Genomic DNA, 12,655 nt, shown 5'->3' with positions numbered 1-12,655 from the left:
GAGCGGCAGCGCCTGCTGACTACACCAACTAGAATGGCAGTCGGGGTAAAAAATTACTGCCATCAACCATACTGATACTGCCGTTTGAGTTTTTGATTTATATTAACTTTTGCTCAGGTGGTGTGACATAAACAAAAAGTTGTGTGATAAGTCACGAAAGATATAAACCGCTAGCGTCGCGTGGAAACCGCGCCGTAACCCACGCGCTCTTTCGGCGCGGCCTCGGCGGCATCTTCAGCCGCGCTGAGGTCGCGGTCGCGGACTTCCGGCATCAGGAACGCCGAAACCAGCCCAATCACGGAATAAGCCACCAGCATGGCTACAATCGGCCACCAGGAACCCGTCATATTGCAGAAAATCCCCGCCAGTACCGGGCCAAAGCCCACCGCCACCAGACCGCCCGCCTCCTTGGAGATAGCCATACGGGTAAAGCGATTTCGCGAGCCAAACATCTCCGCCATGGTGATATTTTCCAGCGCAAACAGCCCCAGCACGGCGAAGTTATGGATAACGATGATCGAGAGCATGATTATCCCCGGCGCATAGCTCTTATCGACGATAATCGACAACATCGGGTACGCCAGAATAATGGCGGAGATATTGAGGATAATGTACGGCAGCCTGCGCCCCACTTTGTCGGAAAGCCAGCCCAGCAGCGGGATGGAGATAAACCCGAGAATGGAACTTATCATCAGCGCGTCGGTGGGAATCGCTTTATCGAACAGCAGCGTCTGGACCAGATAACCCGCGAGGAAGGTCTGGATCAGCCCCGAGTTGCCCGCCTGACCGAAACGCAGGCCGGTCGCCAGCCAGAAGGATTTACTTTTCACCATGGAACCCAGCGAGGTGTCCGGCTGCACGGTTTCTGCATCGTTTACTTTCTCAAAGACCGGGCTCTCCTTGAGGTTCATTCGCAGCCAGATGGCAAAGATCATCACCACGACGCTGGCAAGGAACGGCACGCGCCAGCCCCAGGCGAGCAGCTGTTCACGATCGAGGGCGAAGAACATAATGGCCCAGATCGCCGTGGCGCTCAGCGTCCCGCAGTTAGTCCCCATCGCCACCAGCGAGGAGATGATGCCGCGTTTCCCTTTCGGGGCGTACTCCGCCAGCATGGTCCCCGCCCCGGAGATCTCCGCCCCGGCGCCCAGCCCCTGAATGATACGCAGCGTTACCAGCAGTACGGGCGCAAAAATGCCGATCTGCGCGTAGGTCGGCAGCACGCCAATCAGCGTGGTGCAGATCCCCATCATGGTGATGGTGATAAACAGCACCTTTTTACGGCCAATGCTGTCGCCCATTCTGCCGAAGATAAAGGCCCCGACGATACGCGCGATGTACCCCGCGCCGTAGGTTCCCATCGCCAGAATCAGCGCCATCGCGGCCGATTGTTCCGGGAAGAAGATTTCATGAAATACCAGCGCCGCCCCTAGCGAGTAGAGCTGGAAATCCATAAACTCCAGCGCGGTGCCCAGCCAGCCGGAGACGGCGGCTTTCACCAGATCTGAGGTGGTTCTTTGAGGTTGTGCTTGCGTCATAATGGCTATCTCTAAAAGGTAAGATGCGTACCACTGAGAGCCCGTCTTCGCGGGCTCTTAACCGCGTGTAGGGTTATTGCCCGAACGTCAGTAAAACCTTGCAGCACTGCCGCTGGTCTTTTTCAAACAGTTCGATGGCGTCTGTTACATGGTGATAGTCAAAGGTATGGGTGATCAGTTTTTCCGGATCGATCAGCCCTTTTTCAAGCCAGTCGATGACGACCGGGAATTTGTTGGCATTGAGGCGCGAGGAGAAGATCGCCAGCTCTTTACCGGTAATCCCCTGCTGGACTATCTGGCTCGGCTCGCTGGAGAAGCCCATCAGCACGATGCGCGCCGCCGGGGAAGCCAGGGTGACCGCCTCCTGCAAAATCGACGGATGACAGGCGGCATCAATAATCAGCGTCGGCTTGATGCCTTTTTCGTCCAGCGCGGCCTGCAGCGACGTTTCGCCGTTATTAAAGACCCAGTCCGCGCCGCTGCGCTGGGCCATGGCCAGACGCTCATTGATTCTGTCGACGACGATAACCTGCTTCACGTTGTAGACGCCCTTCAGCGCCTGTACGGTGACCAGTCCCATCGGCCCTGCACCGTAGATCAGCGCAACGTCCTGTTCGGTAGGGCTAGCCTGCCCCGTCACGTTGGCGGCAATGGTGAAAGGTTCAACCATCACGGCGTGTTTATCCGGGATCGCATCCGGGATGCGCCAGGCATTTTTAGCGGGCACGGCGGCATATTCGCTGAATCCGCCGTCGCGGTGGACGCCCAGCACCACCAGCGAGGTGCAGACGTTAGGCTTGCCGACGGAGCACGGGTAGCAGTGCCCGCAGCTGATCACCGGATCCACCGAAACGCGCTCCCCTAACCGGGACGGTTCTACGCCCTCGCCCACGGCGTCGATCGTGCCAAAAAACTCGTGGCCAATCACGCGCGGATATTTTGCAAACGGATTATGCCCGCGGTAGATGTGGCTGTCTGACCCGCAGATCCCGGCCAGCTTGATTTTGACGCGGACTTCCCCTGCGCCTGGCTCCGGGCGCGGACGCTCTTCAATCACCAGCTGGTTCGGCTGTTGAATCACTACGCTTTTCATCGTTCGCTCCTCGGTTACCAGTTCCACAGCGTGCCGTCTTCGAGACGGGCCACCGGCAGATAGGCCGGATCGTACGGGTATTTCGCCGCCAGCTTTTCATCAAACTCAATGCCCAGCCCCGGCTTCTCGCCCGGATGCATATAGCCGTTATCAAAGCGCCAGCTGTGCGGGAAGACTTCCAGCATCTGTTCGGAGTATCCCATATATTCCTGCACGCCGAAGTTCGGCACCCACAGGTCGAAATGCAGCGCGGCTGCGTGGCAGATCGGCGACAGGTCGGACGGGCCGTGCGAGCCGGTACGCACCTGATAGAGCGACGCGAAGTCCGCGATGCGGCGCATCCCGGTGATCCCCCCTGCATGGGTGATAGTGGTGCGGATATAGTCGATAAGCTGCTCTTCAATAAGCTGCTTGCAGTCCCAGATGCTGTTAAACACCTCGCCCACCGCAATTGGCGTGACGGTATGCTGGCGGATCAGGCGGAAGCACTCCTGGTTTTCCGCAGGCGTTGGGTCTTCCATCCAGAACATGCGGAACGCTTCGATACTCTTGCCGAAGCGCGCCGCTTCGATGGGCGTCAGACGGTGGTGCATGTCGTGCAGGAGATGCTCATTGAAGCCAAATTTACTGCGCACCGCGTCAAACAGTTTTGGCGTGAAATCGAGGTATTTCTCGGTGGACCAAAGCTGCTCTTCCGGCCAGTCGCCTTTGGTGGCGGGCTCGTAGGCCAACCCCTTCCCTTTAGCCATGCCGTAGGTGGTTTTCATACCCGGCACGCCGCACTGGACGCGGATCGCCTTAAAGCCCATCTCCTTATGGCGGGCGTAATCTTCCAGCACGTCGTCAATGGTGTGCCCGGTGGTGTGGCAGTAGACCATTACGCCCTCACGGGATGCGCCGCCCAGCAGCTGGTAGAGCGGCATATTGGCCGCTTTGGCTTTGATGTCCCAGAGCGCCATATCCACAGCGGAGATAGCCGACATGGTGACCGGCCCGCGGCGCCAGTAGGCGCCCTTATAGAAGAATTGCCAGATATCTTCGATACGGTGCGCGTCGCGGCCAATCAGCTGCGGGCAGAGATGATCTTTCAGGTAGGAAGCAACGGAGAGCTCACGCCCGTTCAGCGTGGCGTCACCGAGGCCAACGATCCCTTCATCGGTAGTGATTTTAAGGGTGACAAAGTTCCGCCCCGGGCAGGTAACAAACACGTCAGCCGCGACAATCTTCATAATTCCTTTCCTTACATCGTTCGTTGTGATGCTTGAAATTTACCCATCAACCCTACTACCATACAAGTATAATGATCATAAAATCAGCTAACGATCACAAAACCCGGGGGGCTCAAGCACGGCCCCATCCCGCCACAATAATCAGCATACCGCAGAGGGCAATCAGCGCCCCGGACCAGTCATATGCGCTGAGTTTGACGCCGTCCACCACGCGCAGCCACAGCAGCGCCGTGCAGACATAGACGCCGCCGTAAGCCGCGTAAACGCGCCCACTGGCCGCCGGATGCAGCGTTAACAGCCAGACAAACAGAGCCAGCGCGACGCCCGCCGGGATCAGCAGCAGTGCGCTTCCCCCCTTCTTCATCCAGAGCCAGGGCAGGAAGCAACCGATGATTTCGCATAGCGCGGTGGCAAAAAAAAGCAGCGTCGTTTTGAGCATATTTCACGTCAGGTGAGGATTTATTTAACCATCATACCTGATGATGCCCTTTACTTTTCCATACTTGCTCCGCGGGTATGCCGTTATTGCTCTTTGGTGTAGAATCTGAACGGGGAAACTTGCTCATCTGCACCCATTTAAAAGGAAACGCTATGACTACATTAAGCAAACGCCTTTGTCTGACAGCCCTGCTGGCGCTGTCATCGTTCGCCTTTGCCGCCTCTGCGACAGCGGAAACCAGCAAGCTCATTATTGAGTCTGGTGACAGCGCGCAAAGCCGCCAGAACGCCGCGATGGACAAAGAACAATGGAATGACACCCGCAGCCTTCGTCAGAAGGTCAACAAACGTGCTGAAAAAGAGTGGGACAAAGAAGATGTCGCCTTTGACGCACGCGATAAGTGTCAGCAAAGTGCGAACGTCAATGCCTACTGGGAGCCGAACACCCTGCGCTGCCTGGATCGCCGCACTGGTCGTACGGTAGCCCCATAATGTCGGCGCCCTGTGACGTAAAACTCCGGCCGCTGGAGCGTGAAGACCTGCGCTTTGTCCACCAGCTCGACAATAACGCCAGCGTGATGCGCTACTGGTTCGAAGAGCCGTACGAAGCCTTTGTCGAGCTGTCGGATCTTTACGACAAGCACATTCACGATCAGAGCGAGCGTCGTTTTGTGGTGGAGTGTGAAGGCGACAAAGCCGGGCTGGTGGAGCTGGTTGAGATCAACCACGTTCACCGCCGGGCGGAGTTCCAGATCATTATTTCGCCGGAGCACCAGGGGAAAGGCCTGGCCTCCCGGGCGGCGAAGCTGGCGATGGATTACGGATTCAACGTACTGAATCTCTACAAGCTTTATCTGATCGTGGATAAAGAGAACGAAAAAGCGATCCATATCTACCGCAAGCTGGGCTTTATGGTAGAAGGCGAGCTGATTCATGAGTTCTTTATCAATGGTGAATACCGGAATACCATCCGCATGTGCATTTTCCAGCATCAGCATCTGGCCGGTCACAAGCCGTCAGGTGCCAGCCTGCTGAAACCAACCGCGCAGTAGCCTGCGCGGTTTCATTCTCAGTAATACTCAATCGTGTTTTTGATGGTGTACTTGCGCTCAACGGCGGGTTTGACGCTGTCGTCCGTGATCGTCAGATCGCAGCTCACCGGGTTATTGTGGCGATCGTAGTCGCAGCTTTGCGTCACGTTGCCCAGCGGCTTATCGTTTAACAGGCTCACGGCCGAGTAATCCATTCTTTTGCGCAGATCCTTAGATGGCGTCGACTGTACCGATAAATGCTGATCCCCGGAGACGGTGGTTTTGCCCAGCGGGTAGCCATCCGCATCGTAGCGGTACTTCACCTCCATCTCTTTACCATGTGCGGCCACCACGAAGCCGTTGTCGTCGGTATCCCACGTCACCCCGGCTGACGGCAGTTCGGCCAGCTGGCATTTGCCCTGCAGCTTCACCTTACGCTGCTGGGTTTCTGCATCGATGTAGTAGTTGGCATCCAGCACCAGCGCTACGCCCGTGTTAGCCTCCAGGTCGTGCAGCTCCAGCGTATCGAAACACCCTTCCGCCGACACGGTGCCGGTGACCCGTTTGGACACTTCACCCTTCTCGTTGAACAGCGTCTGGGTAAAATCCTTGACCGGGCCGCGAAGAGGGTCGAAATCGAATTCGTTCGAAAAACTCGCCATCTCGGGCGTAAACGACAGCGGCGCGGAGTTGTTATCACACCCTGCGAGAGTAGCTGCCAGGAGCGTTATCGCTGCATATTTCTTCACATTCTTTACCAATACAGAGAGATTATTCCCAATCATATTAGCAAATACAGTTGTTTACACGAAGCCTGCTAAAATTAATCTCTACACAGAGAAAAGGAGCTACAGATGAAACGGTTACCCTGGATTACCGCCCTGCTGTTAATGAGTGCCTCAACGGCCGCGCTGGCGGCACCGGACTCCTGCGAGCGCGTGAAAAGCGACATTCAGCAGAAGATCATCAACAACGGCGTGCCGGAGTCAGGTTTTACGCTGAACATTGTGCCGAACGATCAGGCTGACCAGCCGGACGCTCAGGTGGTGGGCCACTGTGCCAACGACACCTTTAAAATTTTGTACACCCGTACGGGCAGCGGGGCGGCGTCCGGCAATCAGGATAATGCGCCGGCTGAACCTCAGTAAATCACCGTCAATCCCCTTTGATTTGACAAGGATTAATATTTAATACCTCCAAATAAGTAACACTCACCCCATCATTAGCCCGGTTATCATTTCGGGAAAAATAATACGTAATCACAATGGTGGGGTGAGCCATGTCCGATATCGAACATCACGGCGGGATTAGCCGTCGAACACTCGTGAAATCTACGGCGATAGGTTCTCTGGCGCTTGCCGCTGGCGGAATTTCATTGCCTTTTGGACTGAAAAGCGCCGCAGCCGCGGTACAAAATGCAATGAAACCGGCAGAAGATAAAGTGGTCTGGGGCGCCTGTTCGGTCAACTGCGGCAGCCGCTGTGCGCTGCGTCTGCACGTCCGCGATGACGAAGTGTACTGGGTCGAAACGGATAACACCGGTGAGGATATCTACGGCAATCACCAGGTCCGGGCCTGCCTGCGCGGGCGCTCCATTCGCCGCCGCATCAACCACCCTGACCGTCTGAACTACCCGATGAAACGCGTGGGTAAGCGGGGTGAAGGCAAGTTCGAGCGCATCAGCTGGGACGAAGCGCTGAACGTCATCACCACCAGCCTGAAAGACGTGGTCAGCAAGTACGGCAACGAAGCGGTGTATATTAATTACTCCTCCGGAATTGTCGGCGGCAATATCACCCGCTCCTCCCCTTACGCTTCGCTGGTGGCGCGCCTGATGAACTGCTACGGCGGTTTCCTGAGCCACTACGGCACCTACAGCACGGCGCAAATCGCCTGCGCGATGCCTTATACCTACGGCAGCAACGACGGCAACAGCACCTCGGATATCGAAAATACCAAACTGGTGGTGATGTTCGGCAATAACCCGGCGGAAACGCGCATGAGCGGCGGCGGGATTACTTACTATCTGGAGCAGGCCCGCGAGCGTTCTAACGCACGTATGATTGTCATCGACCCGCGCTACACCGATACGGCAGCCGGACGCGAAGACGAGTGGATCCCGATCCGTCCGGGTACCGATGCCGCCCTGGTGGCGGGGATTGCCTGGGTATTGATCGACGAAAACCTGGTTGACCAGCCTTTCCTGGACAAATACTGTGTTGGCTACGACGAAAAAACGCTGCCGGAAGGTGCCACCGCGAATGGTCACTATAAAGCGTACATTCTCGGCCAGGGTGAGGACAACACGGCGAAAACGCCGGAGTGGGCCTCGCGCATCACCGGCATTCCTGCAGACCGCATCATTAAACTGGCCCGCGAGATTGGATCCGCGAAGCCGGCCTATATCTGCCAGGGCTGGGGACCACAGCGTCAGGCGAACGGTGAACTGACCTCCCGCGCCATCGCGATGCTGCCGATTCTGACCGGCAACGTGGGGATCAACGGCGGCAACAGCGGCGCCCGTGAGTCGACCTACACCATCACTATCGAACGTATGCCGCTGCCGGAAAACCCGGTCAAAACGCAAATTTCCTGCTTCAGCTGGACGGACGCCATCGCCCGTGGCCCGGAAATGACCGCTCTGCGCGACGGGGTACGCGGTAAAGATAAGCTGGACGTGCCAATTAAGTTCATCTGGAACTACGCGGGCAACACCATTATTAACCAGCACTCCGATATCAATAAAACCCACGATATTCTGCAGGACGAAAGCAAGTGCGAAACCATCGTGGTGATCGACAACTTTATGACCTCATCGGCGAAATACGCCGATATCCTGCTGCCAGATTTAATGACCGTTGAGCAGGAAGACATTATCCCTAACGATTACGCCGGGAACATGGGTTACCTGATTTTTCTCCAGCCCGTGACCGCGCCGAAGTTTGAGCGCAAGCCTATCTACTGGATCATGAGCGAAGTGGCGAAACGCCTCGGACCGGATATCCATCAGAAATTTACCGAAGGGCGAACGCAGGAAGAGTGGCTGCAGTATCTGTATGCCAAAATGCTCGCAAAAGATCCCACGCTGCCGTCCTATGACGAGCTGAAAAAAATGGGCATCTATAAGCGCAAAGATCCGAACGGACACTTTGTGGCCTATAAAAAATTCCGCGAGAACCCGGAAGCCAACCCGCTGAAAACGCCCTCAGGCAAGATTGAAATTTATTCCAGCAAGCTGGCGGATATTGCGGCGACCTGGGAGCTGGCAAAAGATGAGACCATCAGCCCGCTGCCCGTCTACGCATCCACCTTTGACGGCTGGGATGCGCCCGAGCGCGCGCAGTTCCCGCTGCAGCTGTTTGGCTTCCATTTTAAAGCCCGCACCCACTCGAGCTACGGTAACGTCGACGTGCTGCAAGCGGCCTGCCGCCAGGAGGTCTGGCTGAATCCCGTTGATGCCGCGAAACGTGGCATTAAGAACGGCGATACGGTGCGCGTCTTTAACGATCGCGGTGAGGTGAGAATAGAAGCGAAAGTCACGCCGCGCATCATGCCAGGCGTAAGCGCAATGGGCCAGGGAGCCTGGCACGATGCCAATATGAATGGCGATCGTATCGACCACGGCTCGTGTATCAACACCCTGACCACGCACCGCCCGTCACCGCTGGCAAAAGGCAACCCGCAGCACACCAATCTGGTGCAGATTGAGAAGGTGTAAGGGGTGAATTCTATGACCCTGGTTTATGCTTTGGTCTGTATTAATGGTTAATCACCTCGCGCGGACATAACCGCGCGAGCAAGGAAGGTTTAATGAAAGACGTCTCACACCGTGACTCGTTCGCGTTCAGCGCCCGCGTACTGGGCGCGCTGTTTTACTTCGCCCCTGACAGCGAGCAGACAGCCCCGCTGGTGCAGGCACTTACCGCTGGCGAATGGATAGAGGACTGGCCCCTGCCGCCGGAAACGCTGCTGCCCGTTGCCGAAACCTTTGCCTCATCTTCCGATGAGCCGCTGACGGATGCCTGGCAACGGCTGTTTATTGGTCCTTATGCCCTGCCCGCTCCGCCGTGGGGTTCCGTCTGGCTGGACCGTGAATCCGTGCTGTTTGGCGATTCGACCCTCGCGCTGCGCCAGTGGATGCGGGAAAACAATATCGCGTTTCAGATGCAGCAAAATGAACCGGAAGATCATTTCGGCACCCTGCTGCTGCTGGCGGCATGGCTGGCCGAGAATGGCCGCAAATCGGAGTGCGATCGGCTTCTGGCGTGGCATCTGCTGCCGTGGAGCACCCGCTTTCTGTCGGTGTTTGTCGACAACGCCGGGCATCCGTTCTATATCGCGCTCGGCAGGCTTGCGCAGCTGACGCTGGCGGACTGGCGATCGGCGTTGGTTGTTCCGGTTGCGGAAAAGACGTTGTACCGCTAAGGGATATGGCTTGCTCGCGGGTGGCGAGCAAGCCTTTAACCAGGGTTTGGTTGTGCATCACCACCTGATTCACTCACACTTTCTTTGCTTTGAATGAACCGGAGTGCCAAATAGAGGTCTGGCGCCAGAATCATGTCATCATCATTCATCGTTGGCCGACTTTCTTTAAACCAACGTGTTAATTCCGTTTTCCTGCCCGCAAGGATTAACATAATCTGTCGGGCTTTCAGGTCACGCTTTAACTCATTAATGGTTGCCAGGACACTGATATCTGAATAGGTGAAGCAAGCCACGGCATCAATAACCACCCATTGAGGTTGTAATGCTGCACCATCAACCAGGTTCAATACCCGACGTTTAAAATAAGCCACATTAAAATAGGTCAACGGTGAGTTAAATCGATACATCAGCACGCCCGGGACCATTTTAATATCGGTTGTATTCCCTAATGAGTGGATCATTCCATTTTCGTCAGTCCCCAGTAAGTGCTCAGAGGGACGAAATACCGTACGCAGGAACTGTAACAGGCCAAGCAACACCGCAAGGCCGATCCCCTGAATTACACCGATGATTAAAACACAGCCAAACGTGAAAAAGGCCAGGCGAAATGCCTGTTTATTTCTTCGCCTCAGGTTCCATAACCCACGTAAATCAATTAATGACCACGATGCATACATTAGAACAATACCTAATGCAGATACCGGAATAAATTGTAATGGCTGCGTGAAAAATACCACCACTAAACCTATCAGTAAGGCTGCGACTATGGAAACCAGCTGACTTTTCCCCCCAACGGAATCATTAACCGCGGTCCGGGAATCGGCTCCACTGATGGCAAATCCCTGAGATAGCCCAGACATAATGTTCGCAATACCCAGTGCCCGGAACTCTGCATCAGCATTAATTTCATAGCCATTTTTCGCGGCGAAACTGCGGGCGGTCAGCATCAGACTGACAAAACTCACTAAAGCCAGGTTCAGCGCCGGGATCACTAATTCTCGCATCGGACCGGGCTGGAACGCCCCCCAGTTAACGACGGGTAAACCAGGCTGGAAGCCATCCCCCCCAATCGTGGCAATACCATACTGTTGCGCAGATGTTCCCCATACCAGTATCGTTGTCATCACAATGGCAATCAGAGGTGCTGGCCAGTGGCTGCGATACGTTTTGATAACCATTAAAATAATTAACGTTAAAAGTGATATCCCTATTGTTAATACATGGCTGTCTAAAAGTCGGCCTGGCAAGGCCAGTATTTTCTCAATAACCTGCGCTTCATCGAGCTTGATCCCCAAAACCTTGCCTAATTGCCCGACAATAATCGTCACGGCTACGCCATTAAGCAACCCTGTAAGAATGGGATGAGAAAGGAGATCGGCAAGTGCACCCAGATGAAATTTACTGGCAAGCAGGCACCACCCGCCCATCATCAATGTCATGACGATCGTCAGTTGCCAGTGCAGTTCAGGATTGCCTGCAGAAAGAGGAAACACGACGGCTGCAATCACGGCGCAGGTCGTTGCATCAGGGCCAACAATAAGCTGACGTGAAGAACCAAACAGTGCATAAGCTATCATCGGTAAAACGCAGGAATAGAGCCCCACAATTGCCCCAACACCTGCCAATTCAGCATAAGCAATAGCAACGGGTAGCGCTACAGCCGCAACGGATAATCCAGCTTTAACATCATGTTTTAGCCAGCTTTTATCGTAGGCTAACAAATTTTGTAACCCTGGCATGTACTTTAACAATAATTTTCCGAGCACTTTATTCTCCGGACAGGGATGATAGCCACGTCATATTGGCACACTTCTCAGTGAGGTTCTGGTTTCCAAATGCTCCGGAGTCAGGTCGATGCCTCTCAGTTCTTAATAAAACGTCAGTCAACTCATTATTCTGACTGCTGTTAAACATCATTTAAAAACTACCGCCCCATCATCTTTCCGGGGCGGCTCAAATTCGTCGCTATTGCGCGCTCATATCTATAAGCAACCCGCAATCAGAAACTGTACGTCACCTTCAGGCTTCCCGTTGGCGACGTTTTACGTTGCACGATCGGGCTATCACCCGCATCCCCCGTCAGCTGCGTTACGCCCGCGGAGGTGAGAACGCTCCAGCGCGAGGTGAGCCTGTAGGTCCAGTCAAGGTTCATCGACCAGGCGTAAATTCCCGCTCCGGCGTCATGTCGGGCAAATCCCGATGCGGCGGACTGGGCAGCATTAACCCCATAGTACGTTTGCATGTACTTGCCGGAACCCCAGCTGCCAGTCAGCCCCAGCGTCACCGCATTTTTCGACGATGTGTAGAGCGGGCTGGAAATGCCGAAATGCACCGCCTCACCGTTGTCTCTCTCAGAAACCGGGATCTCAGCCTGCAGTTGCAGATTGAGCCAGTCGGTCACCTTATACCCCAGCCCCGGCACCACGATAGCGGAACCTTTGATATCGCCCATCCCCCGCAGATAGTCGCTGCCGGAGCTGATCGAATCACTGCTCACGTCTTTATCTTTACGGCCTGTTCGGTAGCTCACTGCGGCGTTGTAATCCAGGTTGCCAATGTTATTTCCGTAACCGATACCCCGCGTGGTGCTGATAAAGAAACCATTTGCCATGGAATAATCTACTACCTGAGCTGCCGAGACCCGGCTTTTATCCGAACCCGAGTAGCGTGGCGCGACGTCCACGCCTCCCCCCAGGGTTAAGACATTGCCCTGTTTCTGCTCTGCCGCCAGTACCGGGGTTGCCAGTAACGCCAGAATAACGCCCGGCACGATGTTTTTCAGTCTGCGGCTCGGAAGCAAATAGGGGAAAGTATGACGCAGTTCGATGTTACTCATTGAAGAAGTCCTTTGGATTCAAATGATTGCAATGCCAGCGGTTTACACGCCAGAGCACTCATTCT

General features: G+C 55.2%; 12 protein-coding genes. 5 read left to right on the top strand and 7 right to left on the bottom strand.

What is annotated here, in order from left to right; translation table 11 throughout:
* Positions 1-170 precede the first annotated feature (170 nt).
* The 4 genes from IM313_RS01530 to IM313_RS01515 form a co-directional block, all read right to left on the bottom strand.
* Positions 171-1,538: an MFS transporter gene (locus tag IM313_RS01530; protein WP_192971008.1), complete on the bottom strand. Its 1,368-nt coding sequence runs from the start codon at positions 1,536-1,538 to the stop codon at positions 171-173.
* A 73-nt stretch (positions 1,539-1,611) separates the two neighbouring features.
* On the bottom strand, positions 1,612-2,631 hold the full coding sequence (locus IM313_RS01525; RefSeq protein WP_028013005.1) for a Zn-dependent oxidoreductase: 1,020 nt from the start codon (positions 2,629-2,631) through the stop codon (positions 1,612-1,614).
* A gap of 14 nt (positions 2,632-2,645) precedes the next feature.
* The gene (manD, locus tag IM313_RS01520; protein WP_028013004.1) at positions 2,646-3,860 is read right to left on the bottom strand and encodes a D-mannonate dehydratase ManD; all 1,215 of its coding nucleotides are present in this window, start codon (positions 3,858-3,860) and stop codon (positions 2,646-2,648) included.
* A 112-nt stretch (positions 3,861-3,972) separates the two neighbouring features.
* Positions 3,973-4,299 carry a YnfA family protein gene (locus tag IM313_RS01515; RefSeq protein WP_192971007.1) on the bottom strand — a complete coding sequence of 109 codons (327 nt, stop codon included), beginning with the start codon at positions 4,297-4,299 and terminating at the stop codon, positions 3,973-3,975.
* A 152-nt stretch (positions 4,300-4,451) separates the two neighbouring features.
* Between IM313_RS01515 and IM313_RS01510 the strand changes: the two genes are divergently transcribed.
* Together IM313_RS01510 and speG are read left to right on the top strand one after the other, a co-directional pair.
* Positions 4,452-4,790, top strand: a complete 339-nt coding sequence (locus tag IM313_RS01510) for a DUF1283 family protein (RefSeq protein ID WP_008502414.1) — start codon at positions 4,452-4,454, stop codon at positions 4,788-4,790.
* On the top strand, positions 4,790-5,350 hold the full coding sequence (gene speG / locus IM313_RS01505; RefSeq protein WP_041910220.1) for a spermidine N1-acetyltransferase: 561 nt from the start codon (positions 4,790-4,792) through the stop codon (positions 5,348-5,350). The genes IM313_RS01510 and speG overlap by 1 nt, the downstream gene beginning before the upstream one ends.
* A gap of 17 nt (positions 5,351-5,367) precedes the next feature.
* On the opposite strand, the gene IM313_RS01500 is transcribed toward speG, so the two are convergent.
* Positions 5,368-6,114, bottom strand: a complete 747-nt coding sequence (locus tag IM313_RS01500; RefSeq protein WP_032644870.1) for a YnfC family lipoprotein — start codon at positions 6,112-6,114, stop codon at positions 5,368-5,370.
* Between the two features lie 69 nt (positions 6,115-6,183).
* On the opposite strand from IM313_RS01500, the gene IM313_RS01495 reads away from it, so the two are divergent.
* The 3 genes from IM313_RS01495 (at position 6,184) to dmsD (ending at position 9,754) form a co-directional block, all read left to right on the top strand.
* Positions 6,184-6,477 carry a DUF1161 domain-containing protein gene (locus tag IM313_RS01495; RefSeq protein ID WP_028013000.1) on the top strand — a complete coding sequence of 98 codons (294 nt, stop codon included), beginning with the start codon at positions 6,184-6,186 and terminating at the stop codon, positions 6,475-6,477.
* 131 nt (positions 6,478-6,608) lie between these two features.
* A complete protein-coding gene (gene ynfE / locus IM313_RS01490; protein WP_192971006.1) occupies positions 6,609-9,047 on the top strand; it encodes a selenate/tellurate reductase subunit YnfE in 2,439 nt (812 codons plus the stop codon).
* Positions 9,048-9,139: 92 nt separating this feature from the next.
* Complete coding sequence (gene dmsD, locus IM313_RS01485) at positions 9,140-9,754, top strand: Tat proofreading chaperone DmsD (RefSeq protein WP_045261443.1); 615 nt, start codon at positions 9,140-9,142, stop codon at positions 9,752-9,754.
* 35 nt (positions 9,755-9,789) lie between these two features.
* On the opposite strand, the gene IM313_RS01480 is transcribed toward dmsD, so the two are convergent.
* On the bottom strand, positions 9,790-11,520 hold the full coding sequence (locus tag IM313_RS01480) for a SulP family inorganic anion transporter (protein ID WP_192971005.1): 1,731 nt from the start codon (positions 11,518-11,520) through the stop codon (positions 9,790-9,792).
* A gap of 233 nt (positions 11,521-11,753) precedes the next feature.
* A complete protein-coding gene (locus tag IM313_RS01475; RefSeq protein ID WP_048999441.1) occupies positions 11,754-12,590 on the bottom strand; it encodes a MipA/OmpV family protein in 837 nt (278 codons plus the stop codon).
* Positions 12,591-12,655: the final 65 nt, after the last annotated feature.

This window comes from Enterobacter cloacae complex sp. P2B, from assembly GCF_014895985.1.
GTDB lineage: Bacteria > Pseudomonadota > Gammaproteobacteria > Enterobacterales > Enterobacteriaceae > Enterobacter > Enterobacter bugandensis.
Note: the sequence above shows the minus strand (reverse complement) of the source record. Positions and strands in the feature narration are given on the sequence as shown.

What these genes read in the sequence shown, in the direction of transcription:
- IM313_RS01530 (WP_192971008.1), bottom strand. Translation starts at nt 1,538, where the DNA reads ATGACGCAAGCACAACCTCAAAGAACCACCTCAGATCTGGTGAAAGCC.
- IM313_RS01525 (WP_028013005.1), bottom strand. Translation starts at nt 2,631, where the DNA reads ATGAAAAGCGTAGTGATTCAACAGCCGAACCAGCTGGTGATTGAAGAG.
- manD (WP_028013004.1), bottom strand. Translation starts at nt 3,860, where the DNA reads ATGAAGATTGTCGCGGCTGACGTGTTTGTTACCTGCCCGGGGCGGAAC.
- IM313_RS01515 (WP_192971007.1), bottom strand. Translation starts at nt 4,299, where the DNA reads ATGCTCAAAACGACGCTGCTTTTTTTTGCCACCGCGCTATGCGAAATC.
- IM313_RS01510 (WP_008502414.1), top strand. Translation starts at nt 4,452, where the DNA reads ATGACTACATTAAGCAAACGCCTTTGTCTGACAGCCCTGCTGGCGCTG.
- speG (WP_041910220.1), top strand. Translation starts at nt 4,790, where the DNA reads ATGTCGGCGCCCTGTGACGTAAAACTCCGGCCGCTGGAGCGTGAAGAC.
- IM313_RS01500 (WP_032644870.1), bottom strand. Translation starts at nt 6,114, where the DNA reads ATGATTGGGAATAATCTCTCTGTATTGGTAAAGAATGTGAAGAAATAT.
- IM313_RS01495 (WP_028013000.1), top strand. Translation starts at nt 6,184, where the DNA reads ATGAAACGGTTACCCTGGATTACCGCCCTGCTGTTAATGAGTGCCTCA.
- ynfE (WP_192971006.1), top strand. Translation starts at nt 6,609, where the DNA reads ATGTCCGATATCGAACATCACGGCGGGATTAGCCGTCGAACACTCGTG.
- dmsD (WP_045261443.1), top strand. Translation starts at nt 9,140, where the DNA reads ATGAAAGACGTCTCACACCGTGACTCGTTCGCGTTCAGCGCCCGCGTA.
- IM313_RS01475 (WP_048999441.1), bottom strand. Translation starts at nt 12,590, where the DNA reads ATGAGTAACATCGAACTGCGTCATACTTTCCCCTATTTGCTTCCGAGC.